The organism is Streptomyces exfoliatus (assembly GCF_000725545.1).
GTDB lineage: Bacteria > Actinomycetota > Actinomycetes > Streptomycetales > Streptomycetaceae > Streptomyces > Streptomyces exfoliatus.
In genome coordinates, this window is record NZ_JNZP01000015.1 from 145981 (window position 1) to 162471 (window position 16491).

At 72.8% G+C, this 16491-nt stretch carries 13 protein-coding genes, 2 tRNA genes and 1 pseudogene; 5 read left to right on the forward strand and 11 right to left on the reverse strand.

What is annotated here, in order from left to right; translation table 11 throughout:
* Positions 1-54: 54 nt before the first annotated feature.
* From IO20_RS0118400 to pgsA, 3 genes are read right to left on the reverse strand one after another with little or no spacing between them, the layout of a single operon-like run.
* Positions 55-1206, reverse strand: a complete 1152-nt coding sequence (locus IO20_RS0118400; RefSeq protein ID WP_030551858.1) for a glycosyltransferase family 4 protein — start codon at positions 1204-1206, stop codon at positions 55-57.
* Positions 1203-2138, reverse strand: coding sequence for a phosphatidylinositol mannoside acyltransferase (locus IO20_RS0118405; RefSeq protein WP_031127425.1), 936 nt, complete (start codon positions 2136-2138; stop codon positions 1203-1205). Before IO20_RS0118405 ends, IO20_RS0118400 begins: the two co-directional genes overlap by 4 nt.
* A gap of 38 nt (positions 2139-2176) precedes the next feature.
* Positions 2177-2839, reverse strand: coding sequence for a phosphatidylinositol phosphate synthase (gene pgsA / locus IO20_RS0118410; protein ID WP_030204569.1), 663 nt, complete (start codon positions 2837-2839; stop codon positions 2177-2179).
* A 271-nt stretch (positions 2840-3110) separates the two neighbouring features.
* Here pgsA and IO20_RS0118415 point away from each other — a divergent pair, with 271 nt between their 5' ends.
* Together IO20_RS0118415 and IO20_RS0118420 are read left to right on the forward strand one after the other, a co-directional pair.
* Positions 3111-5318 (forward strand): elongation factor G-like protein EF-G2, encoded by a 2208-nt coding sequence (locus tag IO20_RS0118415; RefSeq protein WP_030551853.1) that lies wholly within the window; start codon positions 3111-3113, stop codon positions 5316-5318.
* A 175-nt stretch (positions 5319-5493) separates the two neighbouring features.
* Positions 5494-7152 (forward strand): hypothetical protein, encoded by a 1659-nt coding sequence (locus IO20_RS0118420; protein WP_030551852.1) that lies wholly within the window; start codon positions 5494-5496, stop codon positions 7150-7152.
* Positions 7153-7240: 88 nt separating this feature from the next.
* Here the strand turns inward: IO20_RS0118420 and IO20_RS0118425 are convergent, their stop codons facing one another.
* Both IO20_RS0118425 and IO20_RS40745 read right to left on the reverse strand, forming a co-directional pair.
* Complete coding sequence (locus IO20_RS0118425) at positions 7241-7804, reverse strand: HIT family protein (protein ID WP_030204577.1); 564 nt, start codon at positions 7802-7804, stop codon at positions 7241-7243.
* Between the two features lie 77 nt (positions 7805-7881).
* A complete protein-coding gene (locus IO20_RS40745) occupies positions 7882-8088 on the reverse strand; it encodes a hypothetical protein (RefSeq protein ID WP_030551850.1) in 207 nt (68 codons plus the stop codon).
* Between IO20_RS40745 and IO20_RS42180 the strand changes: the two are divergent.
* A pseudogene (locus IO20_RS42180) lies at positions 8045-8244 on the forward strand (potassium channel family protein); the annotation flags it as partial. The gene IO20_RS40745 and the pseudogene IO20_RS42180 sit on opposite strands and share 44 nt — an antisense overlap.
* Positions 8245-8256: 12 nt before the next feature.
* Here IO20_RS42180 and thrS read toward each other — a convergent pair.
* The 3 genes from thrS to IO20_RS0118445 form a co-directional block, all read right to left on the reverse strand.
* A complete protein-coding gene (gene thrS / locus IO20_RS0118435) occupies positions 8257-10233 on the reverse strand; it encodes a threonine--tRNA ligase (RefSeq protein ID WP_030551848.1) in 1977 nt (658 codons plus the stop codon).
* A 149-nt stretch (positions 10234-10382) separates the two neighbouring features.
* Positions 10383-11696, reverse strand: coding sequence for a serine/threonine-protein kinase (locus tag IO20_RS0118440; RefSeq protein WP_030551846.1), 1314 nt, complete (start codon positions 11694-11696; stop codon positions 10383-10385).
* Positions 11696-12262, reverse strand: coding sequence for a DUF4365 domain-containing protein (locus tag IO20_RS0118445; RefSeq protein ID WP_030551837.1), 567 nt, complete (start codon positions 12260-12262; stop codon positions 11696-11698). Before IO20_RS0118445 ends, IO20_RS0118440 begins: the two co-directional genes overlap by 1 nt.
* Positions 12263-12383: 121 nt before the next feature.
* Here IO20_RS0118445 and IO20_RS0118450 point away from each other — a divergent pair, with 121 nt between their 5' ends.
* On the forward strand, positions 12384-13112 hold the full coding sequence (locus IO20_RS0118450; protein WP_030551835.1) for a 3'-5' exonuclease: 729 nt from the start codon (positions 12384-12386) through the stop codon (positions 13110-13112).
* A 48-nt stretch (positions 13113-13160) separates the two neighbouring features.
* Here IO20_RS0118450 and IO20_RS0118455 read toward each other — a convergent pair.
* Positions 13161-13232 (reverse strand) — tRNA-Val (locus IO20_RS0118455).
* Between the two features lie 39 nt (positions 13233-13271).
* On the reverse strand, positions 13272-13718 hold the full coding sequence (locus IO20_RS0118460) for an SRPBCC family protein (RefSeq protein WP_030551833.1): 447 nt from the start codon (positions 13716-13718) through the stop codon (positions 13272-13274).
* A 92-nt stretch (positions 13719-13810) separates the two neighbouring features.
* Here IO20_RS0118460 and IO20_RS0118465 point away from each other — a divergent pair, with 92 nt between their 5' ends.
* Positions 13811-16318 (forward strand): SCO7613 C-terminal domain-containing membrane protein, encoded by a 2508-nt coding sequence (locus IO20_RS0118465; protein ID WP_030551831.1) that lies wholly within the window; start codon positions 13811-13813, stop codon positions 16316-16318.
* Between the two features lie 49 nt (positions 16319-16367).
* Here IO20_RS0118465 and IO20_RS0118470 read toward each other — a convergent pair.
* Positions 16368-16442: transfer RNA gene (locus tag IO20_RS0118470), tRNA-Val, on the reverse strand.
* Positions 16443-16491: the final 49 nt, after the last annotated feature.

The window sequence follows — 16491 nt, forward strand, 5'->3', positions numbered from 1 at the left end:
CCGGAGGGCGAGTCCGCTCGTGCCCGAGGGCCGCAGGCCGACCGCCCCCGGGCCCTACAGGCCCAGGCGGGACCGCAGGGTCACTCGTTCGTCCGTGTCCACCGCCGCCGCGCCGTCCGTCACCGTCTCGTAGACCGCCAGGATGTCCGCGCCGACCGTCGCCCAGTCGAAGCGGCGGACGTGCGCCGAGCCCCGGGCGCTGAGCCCCGCGCGGCGTTCCTCGTCGCCCAGGAGCCGGATCGCCGCGCTCGCGAGCGCGTCCGCGTCCTCGTTGGCGAAGAGCTCGCCCGCCGCTCCCTGGTCGAGGACCTGCGCGAAGGCGTCCAGGTCGGAGGCGAGGACCGGCGCGCCCGCCGACAGCGCCTCGACGAGGATGATGCCGAAGCTCTCGCCGCCGGTGTTGGGCGCCACGTACACGTCGACGCTGCGCAGCAGCCGTGCCTTGTCCTCGTCGCTGACCATGCCGAGGAACTCCACCCGGGAGCGCATCTCGCGCGGCAGCGACGCCACCGCCTCCTCCTCGTCCCCGCGCCCGGCGACGAGGAGCCGCGCTCCGGGCCGCTCGGTGAGGATGCGGGGCAGGGCGCGCATGAGGACCGGCAGGCCCTTCCTCGGCTCGTCGATCCGGCCGATGAAGCCGAGGGTCTCGCCCTGCCATTCCTTCTTCGGTTCGGCGCGGGCGAAGAAGTCCACGTCGACCCCGTTGGGGATGACGACGGCGTCTCCCCCGAGGTGCTCGACGAGCGTGCGGCGCGCGTACTCGCTGACCGCGATCCGGGCGCTGATCTTCTCCAGGGCCGGCTGGAGGATCGGGTAGGCGGCGAGCATCGCGCGCGAGCGGGGGTTCGAGGTGTGGAAGGTGGCCACGATCGGTCCCTGCGCCGCCCAGCAGGTGAGCAGTCCCAGGGAGGGCGAGGTCGGCTCGTGGATGTGGACGACGTCGAAGGTGCCGTCGTGCAGCCAGCGGCGTACCCGCGCGGCGGAGAGGAAGCCGAAGCTGAGCCGCGCCACCGAGCCGTTGTACGACACGGGGACGGCCCGGCCGGCCGAGACCACGTACGGCGGCAGCGGGGTCTCGTCGTCGGCGGGCGCCAGGACGGAGACCTCGTGGCCGAGCCGGACGAGGTGCTCGGCGAGGTCGCGGATGTGGAACTGGACGCCGCCCGGCACGTCCCAGGAGTACGGGCAGACGATCCCGATCTTCACGCGCCGCGCTCCCCGTCCCGCCCGGGAACCACCGCGGGTTCCGGGCGTTCCTCGAGGTCGGCGAGCCACAGTCGCTGCAGCATGTGCCAGTCCTCCGGGTGGTCCGCGATGCCGACGGCGAAGGCGTCGGCGAGCGCCTGTGTCATAACGGCCGTCTTCTCGGTCCTGCTCCCCGCGTCGGGTACGTCGACCGGCGGATGGATCCGGCCCCTCAGGACCGACGTGTCGTCGTACCAGAGGGTCACCGGCAGCAGCAGCGCGCCCGTCTGCTGCGCGAGGATCGCGGGTCCGGCCGGCATCCGCGCCGTGTCGCCGAAGAAGTCGACCTCGATGCCGGAGGCCGACAGGTCGCGGTCGGCGACCAGGCAGACCAGGCCGCCCGCGCGCAGGCGCCGGGCGAGCGTGCCGAAGGCGGAGCCCCCGGTGTGCGGGAGGACCTCCATGCCGAGGGACTCGCGGTAGGCGACGAAGCGGTCGTAGAGGGTCTCCGGCTTGAGCCGCTCGGCGACGGTCGTGAAGGGGATGCCGAGGCAGCGGGTCACCCAGACCCCGGCCAGGTCCCAGTTCGCCAGGTGCGGCAGGGCCAGGACGACCCCTCGCCCGGCGGCGAGGCCTTCCCTGAGGTGGTGGGCGTCCTTGATGTCGACGTCGCGCTGGACCCGGTCCTTGTCCCAGGTCGGCAGCCGGAAGGACTCCATCCAGTACCGCATGTACGAGCGCATGCCGGCCTTCGACAGCTCGGCCAGGCGCTCCGGAGTGGCGTCGGGCACCACGCGCGCGAGGTTGGCCTCAAGGCGCAGGACGCTCTTGCCGCGCCGCTTCCAGGTGAAGTCGGCAATGCGCCGGCCGAGGCCGGTGGCCACCGGTTCGGGGAGTTTCTTGACGGTCGCCCAGCCGGCGCCGTACAGCCCGTCGCTCAGTCGTTCCTTCAGCGTGCTGTCCTTGGCGGACGTGCCGTCCTTCTGCGCACTCACGATGTCGCCCCGCTCCCCCCGGCCGCGGCGGCGTCCGCCTCGGCCGATTCCCGTCGTACGGTCACGACCCGCTGTCCCAGGGTGACGGCGCTGCCGACGGCCACGATCCACAGGGCGATCGGGAGCAGCACGTCGACGCCCGGTACGCCGAAGGCGTGCAGACCGGCGAGGCCTGCGGCGACCAGCGAGATCACGAGCCGTTCGGCGCGTTCGATGAGGCCGTTGACCGCGACCGGCAGGCCAATCGATTCGCCACGCGCCTTGGTGTACGAGACGACCTGACCGCTGGCCAGGCAGAAGATCGCCACGGCGCACAGCACGTTGTCGTCGCCCTTGCCCGCGTACCAGAGCGCGAAACCGCCGAAGATGGCGCCGTCGGCGACCCGGTCGAGCGTCGAGTCGAGGAAGGCGCCCCAGCGGCTGGAGATCCCGGCCTGCCGGGCCATGTTGCCGTCGACGAGGTCGGAGAAGACGAAGAGGGTGATGACGATGGTGCCCCAGAAGAATTCTCCGCGCGGGAAGAAGACCAGCGCACCGGCCATCACTCCCGCCGTGCCGATGAGCGTGACCGCGTCGGGGCTGACGCCCCGGCGGAGCAGAAACGCGGCGAACGGTGTGAGGACACGCGTGAAGAATGCACGCGCGTACTTGTTCAGCATGGCCTTCCCGAGGTTCGGTGGGCCGCGCGGCCCCTATGACCACCGGCTCACCCATCGTAGCCACGAGCACCGCGGCGCACCGGCGGCACCCGCCCCGCCGCGTCGCCGTCCTCCCGGCGGGCCCGCTCCGTGTACGACGTATGGACGCGTCCCGGCGTCGGTGCAAAGCTCGAAGGACCACCGCGGGCACCGCCGGAGCCGTACCGCGACACACCACTCCCCCGCGCCCCGCGTCCCGCCGCACCGTGCGAGCAGCCGGGAGGAACACATCATGGGTGACAAGGCGAACACGACCGCCGGGGCCGCCGGCGGGGCTCTGACGGCCGACCGGCCCACGTCCGTGCGGAACGTGGTGCTGGTCGGCCACAGCGGATCGGGCAAGACGACCCTGGTGGAGGCGCTCGCGCAGACCGCCGGGGCGCTCAACCGGGCGGGCCGGGTCGAGGACGGCGCCACCGTCTCCGACTACGACGAGATCGAGCACCGCCAGCATCGCTCCGTACAGCTCTCGCTCGTTCCGGTCGGCTGGGACGGGTACAAGATCAACCTCCTCGACACCCCTGGGTACGCCGACTTCGTCGGGGAGCTGAGGGCCGGTCTGCGCGCGGCGGACGCGGCCCTCTTCGTCGTCTCGGCCGCCCAGGAGGCCGACGCCGTCGCCGCCTCCACCCGGATGGTCTGGGAGGAGTGCGCCGCCGTCGGCATGCCCAGGGCCATCGTCGTCACCCATCTCGACACGGCCCGCACCGACTTCGACGAGCTGACCGCCGTCTGCTCCTCCCTCTTCGGCCGTGACGACCCGGACGCCGTCCTCCCGCTCTACCTCCCGGTGCGCGGCGAGGAGGGGCCCGACGGGCACGCGCGCGCCACCGGTCTGGTCGGCCTGCTCTCGGAGCGGATCTTCGACTACTCCACGGGGGTACGGCGGGAGAGCCCGCCCGACGAGAGCCGGCGGGAACTCATCGCGGAGGCCCGCGCCCGGCTGATCGAGGGGATCATCGCCGAGAGCGAGGACGAGAGCCTCATGGACCGCTACCTCGGCGGTGAGCGGATCGATGTGAAGACGCTCGTCGACGACCTGGAGAAGGCGGTCGCCCGGGGCGCCTTCCACCCGGTGCTCGCGGCCGCCCCGGCCGCCGACGGCGGTGCGCAGGGCCTGGGCACCGTCGAACTCCTGGAGCTGATCACCGGCGGGTTCCCGTCCCCGCTGGAGCACGAGCCGCCCGCCGTCACGACCCCCGACGGCCGCCCCCGGCCGCCGGTCACCTGCGACCCCGAAGGCCCCCTGGTAGCCGAGATCGTCAAGACCGCCGCCGACCCCTATGTGGGCCGGGTCTCCCTGGTCAGGGTCTTCTCCGGGACCCTGCGCCCCGACGAGACCGTCCACGTCTCCGGTCACGGCCTGGCCGACCGGGGACACGAGGACCACGACGTCGACGAGCGGATCGGCGGGCTCACCTCGCCCTTCGGCAAGCAGCAGCGGCCCATGGCGCAGTGCGTCGCCGGGGACCTGGCCTGTGTGGCCCGGCTCGGCCGGGCGGAGACGGGCGACACGATCTCCGCGAAGGACGACCCCCTTCTGATCGAGCCTTGGAGCATGCCGGAGCCGCTGCTCCCGCTCGCGGTCGAGGCGCACAGCAAGGCCGACGAGGACCGGCTCTCGCAGGGCCTCGCCCGGCTGGTCGCCGAGGATCCGACCCTGCGCCGCGAACACAACCAGGACACCCGGCAGGTGGTGCTGTGGTGCCTGGGCGAGGCCCACCAGGACGTCGTGCTCGAACGGCTCAGGGGCCGGTACGGGGTCCAGGTGGACGCCGTGCCGTACAAGGTGTCGCTGCGCGAGACCTTCGGCGGGCCTTCGGCGGGCCGCGGCCGGCACGTCAAGCAGTCCGGCGGCCACGGCCAGTTCGCCATCTGCGAGATCGACGTGGAGCCGCTCCCGCCGGGCAGCGGCATCGAGTTCGTCGACAAGGTGGTCGGCGGGGCGGTCCCGCGCCAGTTCATCCCCTCCGTGGAGAAGGGGGTACGGGCCCAGGCCGCGCGGGGCGTCGCCGCCGGGTATCCGCTGGTCGACATCCGGGTCACCCTGCGGGACGGCAAGGCCCACTCGGTGGACTCCTCCGACGCGGCCTTCCAGACGGCCGGGGCGCTCGCGCTGCGGGAGGCGGCCGCGGACGTCGCCGTCCACCTCCTGGAGCCGGTGGCCGAGGTCGAGGTCCTCGTGCCGGACGAGTACGTCGGACCCGTGATGAGTGACCTGTCGGGGCGGCGCGGCCGGGTGGTCGGCACCGACCAGGCCGGCCCGGGGCGGACCGTGGTCAGGGCCGAGGTGCCGGAGATCGAGATCGGGCGGTACGCGATCGACCTGCGCTCCGTGTCGCACGGCACCGGCAGGTTCGACCGTACGTACGCGCGGCACGAGCCGATGCCGCCGCACCTCGCGGAGAAGGTCCGCGAACAGGCCGGAAAGGGCTCCTGATTGGCGAGTGGATGCCGTGGGCCGCCCGCGTCGCCACCGTGGAGCGGGCGGCATTCGGCCGACCCGCCCTACTCCGGTGACGCATCAGGCGGTACCCGGTTACGCTGGGGTGCCCAGCTCAGAAGGTGTGCGGGGCGCGGCAGTTGGGAACAGCCCGCACAGGTACTCGCGCGCGATGGGGGCGGCAGTGGCGATGGACGGTTTCGGACCCGGGGCACAGATTCCCCTGCAGGGCTCCGGTGGCGGGGCGGGGGCGACGAACGCCCTCGCCTCCGCCGCGTACCGGGACAGTCCGCTGGACACGATCAAGGAAGCCGACAACGACCTCTACAAGTCGACGGTCAAGGAAGGGAAGTGGCACAAGCTCTTCCACCCCGACCTCGGCGAGGCGTTCTCCCGCGCGGTCCAGGTCCGCATGCTCGGGGGCGCCCGCAAGGCACTCATCCAGTCCTTCGGCGCCGACCCGCAGCCGGTCGTCGAGCACTGCCTCGCCGCCTCCCGCCTCCGCAGGCAGCGCGACATCAAGCTGACCCTGGTCACCTTCGTCTGCGGCGTGCTCTTCCTGCCCGGTCTGCTGCTCTGGCTCGGAGTCATCCAGCTCCGCCGGCTCGCCGCGGGCTCGGACAACAAGCGCACCAGCGCCGCCGGCACCGCGCTCCTCGTCGCGGCCGGACTCTTCGCCCTGCTCGTCCTGCTGAAGCTGCCCTTCGACGGGATCCTGCCGAACTACGTGCGGGCCATGATCGCGGCCCCGGTCGTGGGCTGGTTCCTCGCCCGGCGCATCTGCGAGGGCACCGCCGTCGACCTCCGTGAGCGCTGGACGGCCCTGCTCAGCGGCGGCGGCATCGGTGCCAAGATCCCCGAAGCCGCGCCCAGGGATCCTGGTGAGAAGGCCGCGGAGGAGCTGCGGCAGAACCTGGAGAAGCTCTCGGCCGAGCAGCAGTCCAACATCGTGTTCTACGCGGGCGCCAAGGGCGTCCTGGGCCTCGGCACCCGCTGGGGCAGCTGGACCCTCGCCGAGGAGCTCGTCCCACAGCCCGGCCGCGAGATCCACGACTTCCGCGCCTGGGACCTCGTCCGCAAGATCCACGACCAGCTCACCCTGCTGGAGCGCGGCTCGCTGAAGACCGGCTTCCCGAAGCCGACCGTCAAGCACTGGGTCGTCTCGCCGGTCGGGGAGGGCGCCGACGAGGTCAGCCGGCCAGAGGGCGACAGCATCGTCCACTACCAGGTCAAGCCGCACGAGATACAGCGCATCTGCAACGACCAGCAGTTCGGCGCCGGCAACCGCCACTACCTCGGCGTCCAGTTCACGCTCTGGGACGGGAACCTGGTCCTGACCATGATGGTCACGGTGACGTCGCTGCTCCACACCCTCCGCATCGAGGTCACGGGGCACGCGCTCGGACCTGTGCACGGTCTGTTCACGACGAAGCCGAAGGCGAAGACGAAGGAGGTCTCCAAGACCGTCCGCTTCTGGGAGACCCGGGAGATCAAGCAGCCGCTGATGACGACGGACGAGGTCGTCCGGCTCGCGGTCCGCGCCCCGCTCACCTGGTATCCGCCGGTCCTGGACTATCTCGGCGGCAAGCTCGTCCTGCCGGAGCCCTTCGGGCTGCGGCACATCTGGGCCGGGCCGCCCTGGAAGAACCGGTTCATGGCGGACGACGCGATCCGCATGGCGACTCCCGTGCTGCGGGCGGTCCACACCGCGACCATCAAGATGCTCGACGACCACGGCGTGGACACCGAGCGCTTCACGAACCGCTCGCTGGTCCTCGGCGGCGCCGTCCAGGAACCGGGCCCGAAGAAGGCCGACGTCTACGACGCCTGACGCGCCCGTATCCGATATCCCGTATCCAATGTCCTTACGGTGGACGGACATTGGATACGGGATATCTGATACGAAAGGCCCGTACGAATCAGACGGTGGCCGGCCAGGCGTCGGCCAGCATCTTCCGGGTGTCGGCGAGCAGCTGCGGCAGCACCTTGGTGTGGCCGACGACCGGCATGAAGTTCGTGTCCCCGCCCCAGCGCGGCACCACGTGCTGGTGCAGATGGGCGGCGATGCCGGCGCCCGCGACGGCGCCCTGGTTCATGCCGATGTTGAAGCCGTGCGCACCGGACGCGGCGCGCAGCGCGACCATCGCGCGCTTGGTGAAGTCGGCGAGCTCCGTGGTCTCCGCGACGTCCAGGTCCGTGTAGTCGGCGACGTGACGGTAGGGGACGACCATGAGGTGGCCGCCGTTGTACGGGTACAGGTTGAGGACCGCGTACACGCTCGCGCCCCGCGCGATCACCAGACCGTCCTCGTCCGACTTCGCCGGAATCGAGCAGAACGGACAGCCGTCCTCGGCCCCCGGCCCGGTGGGCTTGTTCTCGCCCTGGATGTACGCCATCCGGTGAGGCGTCCACAGGCGCTGGAACGCGTCCCGCGTCCCGACTCCGATCTGCTGCTCCGGCTCAGTCGTCATGCCGAGCAGCATATTGCGTCGCCCGTTCGGAACGTGTCGCCGGGGCGGAAGATCCATGCGGCGGCCGTGCTGATCCGATGAGCGACAGGTCACCGAAACCGGCCCGGCAGGAGCGCGGGGACGAGCTTCTGGCGTACCCGCTCGCCGTGGCCTCCGGCGTCCTTCTGGCGGGGTACGCGGTCCGGGTCCTCGGTCACGAGGATCTCCCCCAGGCCTGGCTCGACCTCGGCCTCGCCGTCACGCTCGCCTCCTGGGCCGGGGGACGTCGCCCGGGTGACCCCGGTCGGCCGGGTCACGGCGGTGGGCGTGATGGCCTGCGGGCCGGCCCTGCTCGGCGCGGTGACGGGTTCGTTCTCGTCCTGGCTGATCCAGGCGACACCCGGGAGGACGAGAAGGGCGACGGGCCGGAGGAAGGCGGGAGGCCCCCGGGGGATTCCCCGGGGGCCTCCTGAACGCTCAGGTCATCACACCTGGACGCGGTCCTCGACGATCTTGGCCAGCTTGGCGATGGCCTCGTCGACGGGGATGCCGTTCTCCTGCGAACCGTCGCGGTAGCGGAAGGAGACGGCGCCTGCGGCCATGTCCTCGTCACCGGCGATGATCATGAAGGGGACCTTCTGCTTCTGCGCGTTCCGGATCTTCTTCTGCATCCGGTCCGAGGAGGAGTCGACCTCCACCCGCAGACCCTGCTTCTTCGCCTTGGCGGCGAACTCGTGCAGGTAGTCGACGTGGGCGTCGCCGATCGGGATGCCGGTGGCCTGGACGGGCGCCAGCCACGGCGGCATCGCGCCCGCGTAGTGCTCCAGGAGCACCGCGAAGAAGCGCTCGATCGAGCCGAACAGCGCGCGGTGGATCATGACCGGGCGCTGCTTGGTGCCGTCCGGGGAGGTGTACTCCAGGTCGAAGCGCTCCGGCAGGTTGAAGTCGAGCTGCACGGTCGACATCTGCCAGGTACGGCCGATGGCGTCCCGCGCCTGCACCGAGATCTTCGGGCCGTAGAACGCGGCGCCGCCCGGGTCGGGGGTCAGCGGGAGGCCCTGCTTCTCGGCGACCTGCTGGAGGACCGCGGTGGCCTCCTCCCAGATCTCGTCCGAGCCGACGAACTTCTCCGGGTCCTTGGTGGACAGCTCCAGGTAGAAGTCGGTCAGGCCGTAGTCGCGCAGCAGGTTGAGGACGAAGGTGAGGGTCTTGTCGAGCTCCTCCGCCATCTGCTCCTTGGTGCAGTAGATGTGCGCGTCGTCCTGGGTGAAGCCGCGGGCCCGGGTCAGGCCGTGCACGACGCCGGACTTCTCGTACCGGTACACGGTGCCGAACTCGAAGAGGCGCAGCGGCAGTTCACGGTACGAACGGCCGCGCGCGTCGAAGATCAGGTTGTGCATCGGGCAGTTCATGGGCTTGAGGTAGTAGTCCACGCCCTCGTCGAGCTGCATGGGGGGGTACATGCCCTCGGCGTACCAGTCCAGGTGGCCCGACTTCTCGAACAGCTTGCCCTTGGTGGCGTGCGGCGAGTAGACGAACTCGTAGCCCTCCTCCTCGTGACGCTTGCGCGAGTAGTCCTCCATGACCCGGCGGATGATGCCGCCCTTGGGGTGGAAGACCGCGAGGCCGGAGCCGATCTCGTCGGGGATGGAGAAGAGGTCGAGCTCGTTGCCGAGCTTGCGGTGGTCGCGCTTCTCGGCCTCGGCGAGGAAGTCGAGGTGGGCCTTCAGCTCCTCCTTCGACGGCCAGGCGGTGCCGTAGATGCGCTGGAGCATCGGGTTCTTCTCGCTGCCGCGCCAGTAGGCGGCGGCGTTGCGCATCAGCTTGAAGGCCGGGATGTTCCGGGTGGTCGGCAGGTGCGGACCGCGGCAGAGGTCCTTCCAGCACAGGTCGCCGGTCTTGGCGTCGATGTTGTCGTAGATGGTCAGCTCGCCGCCGCCCACCTCGACACTGGCGCCGTCGTCGGTCGACGCGGAACCCTTGATGCCGATGAGCTCCAGCTTGTACGGCTCGTCCGCCAGCTCCGCGCGGGCGTCCTCGTCGGTGACCACACGGCGGGCGAAACGCTGGCCGCGCTTCTGGATCTCCTGCATCTTCTTCTCGATGACCTTGAGGTCCTCGGGAGTGAAGGGCTTCTCGACGTCGAAGTCGTAGTAGAAGCCGTCCCGGACCGGCGGGCCGATGCCCAGCTTGGCCTCGGGGAAGAGCTCCTGCACGGCCTGGGCCATGACGTGCGCGGTCGAGTGGCGCAGGATGTCGAGACCGTCCGGGGAGGAGATCTCGACGCCCTCGACGACATCGCCGTCGGAGAGCTCGTACGACAGGTCCTTCAGCTCGCCACCGACGCGGGCGGCGATGACGGTGCGGTCGTCGGCGAACAGGGCGCCGGCGGTGGTGCCCGCGCTCACCGCCCTCTCCTCTGCTCCGGAGGCGGACTGGACGGTCACACGGACATCAGACACGGGTGTTCTTCTTCCTTTGGGGCGCGGACAGACACGAGGTGCCGGCGCCGACGGTGCGCGACAGAGACGAGGTGCCGCGCATCGCCGATGGTACCGAGGTGACCGTCCCACCCGCGAAACGGTTTCCCTCGGGCCTCACGCCTGACCCCTCACCCCTCGTCCGGCCCGCACGCCTCCTCGAAGAAGTCCAGGTTCTCCTGGAGCGCCTTCATGAGCCTGTCCCGTTCGGTCTCGTCGACCTGTACGGGGACGACCCCGGAGGCGTCGGTGAGGCGTCGGAAGCCGCCCCTGCTCTCGAGGCGGCCCACCACCCGGATCGGGAGCCCGACGAGATGGGCGTGGCCGGCGGTGCGGTACGCCTCCTCGTCGAGGGTGACCCGGACGTGCGGGACCTCCGCCCCGCCGAGCACACGCAGGCGTACGGTGCCCTCGCCGCGGGGCCCTGAGCGGCGCATGCGGACGACGGCGCCGGTGAGCCGGACCGGTACGGAGGGCTCGTCCGTCAGGTAGCGGGCGCTCGCCTCCCGCAGGGCCGGCAGGTCGCCGGGCGAGAACTCGACCGGTTCGGGCCGGGCCGCGCAGCCCTCGGGAGCCCCGGCGGAGGGGGCCCACTCCAGGGCGACGCGGGCCCCTTCGGTGCCGCGGACGAGGGCGACGAGGGCCTCGGTGAGTTCGCGGCTGACGCCCGCCTCGACGGCCGCGTCGAAGGCTTCCATGCCGCCGGTGGCCCGCTGGTAGTCGGTGGCCTCGCGGGCCGCGTGGAGCGCGTGGTAGAGCCGGACGGCGACCGCGCGGCCCGGCTCGACCGGCAGGAAGGCGGTGAGGCCGCGGCCGCCGGTGACCGCGCCGACGACGACCGACTCCAGGGAGGCCTGGGCGGGGCGCCGGTGCCGGGCCCCGTGGTAGCCGGCCCGGCCGCGCACGGCGAGCGCGCCCGCCAGGAGCAGCTGGCGGGCGGCGGACCTGAGCTGTTCCTGCACGGTCCAGGGGACCGTGCCGGCGGGACCCGGAGGCACGTCGCGCCACCAGCGGATCTCGTCGCTGGGCACGGCGAGGCCGGTGAGGACCTCGCGGGCGGAGGGTGTGGCGCTGCGGGCGAGGGCGGTGAGCGCCTCGCCGAGCAGGTCCTCGCAGTCGGGGAAGGCCCGGCTCTCCGGGACGAGGAGGCTGGTGCCGGTGCCGCTGCCCGGCGGGGTCCATCGGCTGTAGCGGCCGGCCGCCCCGCCGCGCCGGCGCCATCCGTGGCGGGCGAGGAGGGCGCCGAGGACGCGCGGATCCACCCTGCCCGGGTCGGGTGCGCCCTGGCTGTCCGCCCAGGGTCCGGCGGGCGGGCCGGGGACGCCGGTCCAGGACGCCGGGAGGTCGTGGGGCGCGGGGTGGGGCCGGTAGGGCGGGGGCACGGAGGCGGGGCCGTGCCCGCCCCCCTCGTCCCCGAACCTCGGTTCGTCGATCGGCCGGTGCATCAAGGTCTCCCTCCCACGCCGACTCGGGTCATGATCTCGCAGAGCGCCCGGTCGTCGAAGATCCGTGCCGTCGGGACGCGCACGGTGGTCCTGCGCCGTCCCGTGACCGGGTGCCCGGCCAGGTTGATCCAGTAGCAGCAGTGCCGCAGGTCGAGCCGGTCGTGACTCGCCCTCAGCCAGTCCTCCTGTGACCTCGGGACGAGCATCACGACGAGGATCTTGTGCACGGACACCGGGGTCCTGGCGAGTTTCACCAGGTGGTCGTTGTCGAGCGTGAACGCGAAGGTGCTCCCGCTCGGGCGCGGCGGTATCTGGTAGGTGCACTTGAGCTGCACCTTGATGGTGACCTCGTCGTCGACGGTGTGCCCGGGAGAGCCGTGGCTCACGTGCCAGTCGATGCCGTTGTCCGGAAAGGGCTGGGACAGCGAGCAGCCGGCCGCGGCGGCGACGGCGTGCAGGTATCCCACCTGAAGGGTCTCCATGCAGGCGGTGGTGGCGAGTGAGCCGCGCGTCGGAGCCAGCCGCTGGGGCGGCAGCCCTCCCGACTCGGGCTGGGCGAGCGCCATGTCGATTTCCTTCCCCGTCCCTTGTGTTGTGACCGGTCCGCGTACGGCGCAAACAGTCCGGGTATCACCGTTTCGGGGCAGGGGGTTGGCCATCTGCCGCACGTGTGCAGGGAGTTCAGGGATGACATTGCACTGGTACGAAGGGCCCCTGGCCGCTTTCGACACGGAGACCACGGGAGTTGACGTCGAGGGCGACCGGATCGTCTCGGCCGCTCTGGTCGTGCAGGACGCCGCGGGGGCGCGCCCCCGGGTGACGCGCTGGCTGGTCAATCCGGGCATACCGGTGCCCGAGGGGGCCACCGCGGTGCACGGCCTGACGGACGATCACCTCCAGCGGAACGGCCGGTGGCCGGCTCCGGTGATGGAGGAGCTGGCGCGCGCGCTGGCGGAGCAGGTGGCGGCGGGGCGCCCGCTGGTGGTGATGAACGCGCCGTTCGACCTGACGATCCTCGACCGCGAGCTGCGCAGGCACCGGGCGTCCACGCTGGGCGCCTACCTGCCGGGCACGCCCCTGTGCGTGCTCGACCCCCGGGTCCTGGACAAGCACCTGGACCGCTACCGGAAGGGCCGCCGGACGCTCACGGACCTGTGCGCGCACTACGAGGTGGAGCTGACGGGGGCGCACGACGCGGCGGCGGACGCGACGGCGGCGCTCGATGTCGTACGGGCGGTGGCACGGCGCTTCTCGTCCCGCCTCGAGCGGCTGACCCCGGCGGAGCTGCACACGCTGCAGGCGGTGTGGCACGCGGCGCAGGCGCGGGGTCTGCAGGCGTGGTTCACCCGGCAGGGCACGCCGGAGATCGTGGACCCGGCGTGGCCGCTGCGGCCGGAACTGCGCACGGCGGCGTGACACATGACAGAGGCCGGTCCGTCTTTCGACGGACCAGCCTCTACCCGGTGGGCGATACTGGGATCGAACCAGTGACCCCTTCGGTGTGAACGAAGTGCTCTCCCGCTGAGCTAATCGCCCGGGAACGGGTTGAACCATACAGGTCTTCGCGCCCTTCGTTCAAACCGCCCGCAGGTGGGTGGCGAGTCCCCGCCGCCCGCCGCGCATCATCAGGGCGTGGTTGGCGCGGAACACCGGTCGCCCGGGCACGGCGAGGGTCCTCAGGAGCCGTGCGCGGACCTCGACCTCCTGCTCGTACACGGCGACGGTGCCGGCCCCTTCCGGGGTCAGGGTCCAGCGGGCCCAGCCCTCCAGGTCGCCGCCGAGGCCGACCTCCAGGATCCCGGCGGCCGGGTCGCGGCGCAGCGCGCGGGCGGTGACGACGATGTCGTACGGCAGCAGGGAGCGGAAACGGGCGGTGCCGGTGGTGTCGTCGACGGGGACGACCTCGCGGACCTGGGGCCACCACCGGGGGTACTCCTCGGCGCGTTCGAGGGCCGCGTAGACGGCTTCGGGCGGGGCGGCGAGCCGCCAGACGCTGCGGAAGCGGTACCTGCACCAGTCCATGCCCCCAGTGTGGACGTACTCAGGCGGTCGGCGCCGGAAGATGAGTACCGGCACGCATTCCCGTCGGGAGTGGCCGGGGCCACACTCCGGATATGGACAACTCACTGCCGCCCGCGGACGAGCTGGTGCTCGTCGACCGCGAGCTGGCGCAACTCGACGCGCGCCGGTCCCAGTTGCTGGCCCGGCGGGCCTGGTTGCTGCAGGTGCTGTACGCGCCCGCGCCGTCGGCGGCTCCATGGCCCCGTCCGCCCGTGGCGGACTCGACGCCGCGGAGCGCGCAGAACGTCCTGCTGACGCTGGGCGGCACCCTGCTGACGATCGCCGCGGTCGCCTTCACCCTGGTCAGCTGGGGCTCGATGGGCATCGGCGGCCGGGCGGCGGTCCTGTTCGTGGTGACCTCGGCGGCCCTGGCGGCCCCGGTGGCGCTGCTTCGCAGGAGCCTGGTCTCGACGGCCGAGTCGGTGGCGGCCCTCGGGCTCGTCCTGATGGTGCTCGACGCGTACGCGCTGCACCGGGCGGCGCTGTCGGAGACGGACGGCCTCGGATACGCGGCGGTGGCCTCGGCCGTCCTCGCGGGCGCGTGGACCGCGTACGGCTCGGCGCTGTCCCGGCTCCGGATCCCGCTGCCGGTGGCCGTGGTCGCGGGGCAGCTCCCGCTGCCGCTCGGCGTGCTCGCCGCCGGGGGCGGGCCGACGGCCTTCGCCTGGGCGGCCCTCGTCACGGCCGCCGCGGACGGCGCGGTGGTGCTGTGGGTCCGGCCGGCGTCGGTCCGGATCACGGCGGTCACCGGTGCGGTGGTCCTGGGCGGCTGGGCCCTCCTGACGGGCGGCTGGCTCTCGCTCGCCTCGCCGTGGAGCGGCGCGCCGCTGCTCGTGGCGGGCGCGGCGGTGACGCTGTACGTGGCCTGGCGCACGCCCGCGCTCGCGGTGGCGGCCTCGGCGGTCGCGGGCCTGGCCGTGGTGACGGCCGTCGGCGGCCTGCTGCGCTCCGCGGTCCCGGCGGACTGGACGGTGCCGGTGTACGTGTTGTGCGCACTGGTGCCGGCGTCGGTGTGGCGCGTGGGCCCGGCGGCCGCGGCGCCGGGGGACGGCACTGCCGCTACGCCGGCCGGACGGCTCCCGCGCGGTGTCCGGCTCGGGCTCGCCGGTGCGGGGGCGGGAGTGGCCGCCCTCGGAGTCGTGTGGGCGCTGCCGCCGGTGCTCGCCGGGCTCCTCGGGCCGATGGGCCGGACCACGGAGGTCTGGTCGGGCGAGCACGCCGGGCGGGTCCTGACATCGTTCCCGGCGACGGCGGCCCTGGTCCTCGCGGTGGCGGTGGCCGCTCTCGCGGCCGTCCCGCGCCTCTGGACCCGGTGTGCGGCCCTCGTCCTGGCCTGGGGGCTGCTCACGGCCCTGCCGGTCTCCCTCGACCTGCCGTACGCGGCGACGCTCGCCCTGCAGCTGCTCACCGCCGCCGCTGCCCTGTGGGTCGCCGTACGCCCGGAGCCGCTGACGCGGGGCCTGCGCGCGGCCGAGACCCCGGCCGGTCCGACGTCCGCGGGACCCGTGCTCACCCCGCCTTCGGCCGGAGGGGCGACGCCGTGGGCCGGCTGGGCGCCGACGGGGACCGGGCGACAGCTGCCGGCCGTGGAGCCGGGGACCGTCCTCGGGTGGGCTGCGTACGCCGGTGGGCTGGCGTCCGCCCTGAGCGCCGTCGCGCTCGCCCTGGACGTGCGGGGGGCCACGTTCCTCGCGCTCGGTGCGGTGCTGGGGCTCCTCACCGGCGTGGCGGTGCTCGCCACGGACGCGCGCCGGGTGGTGGCCGCCTGCGGCGCGGTCCTGGCCGGGGCCGGACTGGTGGGGGCGGTCGCCGCCGCCGGCGGGTTCGAGGACCACTGGACGGCCCTGGCCCTCCTGCTGGTCCCGGCGGCCACCGCCGCCGTGGGGGCCCGGACACGCCCGCCCGCGGTGGCCCTGGCCGTGGAGATCACCGGCGCGGTGGTGGCGATCCCCGCGTTCGGTCTCGCCGCGTCCCGGCCGGCGTTCCTCGCGCTCGCCCTGGCCCTCGGCGGGGTGATCGCGGCGGCGACGGCGGTACGTCCCGAACGGCGGCGGTTCGCCTCGTGGACGGCGGCGGCGCTGTTCCTGCTGGCCACCTGGGTGCGCCTCGCGGCCTTCGAGGTGACGACGCCGGAGGCGTACACCCTCCCGGTGACCGTCCCCGCCCTCGTCGCCGGGTTCCTGCGGCGGCGCCGGGACGCCGAGGCCTCGTCCTGGACGGCGTACGGCCCGGGTCTCGCGGCGACGCTGCTGCCGAGCCTCGCCGCGGCCTGGACCGACCCCGAGTGGGTCCGCCCGCTGGCACTGGGCGTCGCGGCCCTGGTGGTGACGCTGCTGGGCGCCCGGTTCCGGCTGCAGGCCCTGCTGGTCCTCGGCGGCGTGGTCCTGGCCCTGGACGGGCTGCACGAGCTCGCCCCGTACGTGGTGCAGGTGGTGGGCGCGCTGCCCCGCTGGCTGCCGCCGGCCCTCGCCGGGCTCCTGCTGCTCGCGGTGGGCGCCACGTACGAGCAGCGGCTGCGGGACGCCAGGAGGCTCCGGGACCGGGTGGCCCGGATGCGGTGAACGCCGAAGGCCCCGAGACGGTGTTCCGTCTCGGGGCCTTCGGACCGGGTGGTGGGCGATACTGGGTTCGAACCAGTGACCCCTTCGGTGTGAACGAAGTGCTCTCCCACTGAGCTAATCGCCCCGGTGCACCGCAAACATTACCGCATGTCAGCGGGGCTCCCGAACCATCC

Coding starts and splice junctions, on each gene's coding strand:
- IO20_RS0118425 (WP_030204577.1), bottom strand. CDS start 7,804: ATGCTGCTCGGCATGACGACTGAGCCGGAGCAGCAGATCGGAGTCGGG.
- IO20_RS0118460 (WP_030551833.1), bottom strand. CDS start 13,718: ATGGACTGGTGCAGGTACCGCTTCCGCAGCGTCTGGCGGCTCGCCGCC.
- IO20_RS0118415 (WP_030551853.1), top strand. CDS start 3,111: ATGGGTGACAAGGCGAACACGACCGCCGGGGCCGCCGGCGGGGCTCTG.
- IO20_RS0118465 (WP_030551831.1), top strand. CDS start 13,811: ATGGACAACTCACTGCCGCCCGCGGACGAGCTGGTGCTCGTCGACCGC.
- IO20_RS0118450 (WP_030551835.1), top strand. CDS start 12,384: ATGACATTGCACTGGTACGAAGGGCCCCTGGCCGCTTTCGACACGGAG.
- pgsA (WP_030204569.1), bottom strand. CDS start 2,839: ATGCTGAACAAGTACGCGCGTGCATTCTTCACGCGTGTCCTCACACCG.
- IO20_RS0118420 (WP_030551852.1), top strand. CDS start 5,494: ATGGGGGCGGCAGTGGCGATGGACGGTTTCGGACCCGGGGCACAGATT.
- IO20_RS0118445 (WP_030551837.1), bottom strand. CDS start 12,262: ATGGCGCTCGCCCAGCCCGAGTCGGGAGGGCTGCCGCCCCAGCGGCTG.
- IO20_RS0118440 (WP_030551846.1), bottom strand. CDS start 11,696: ATGCACCGGCCGATCGACGAACCGAGGTTCGGGGACGAGGGGGGCGGG.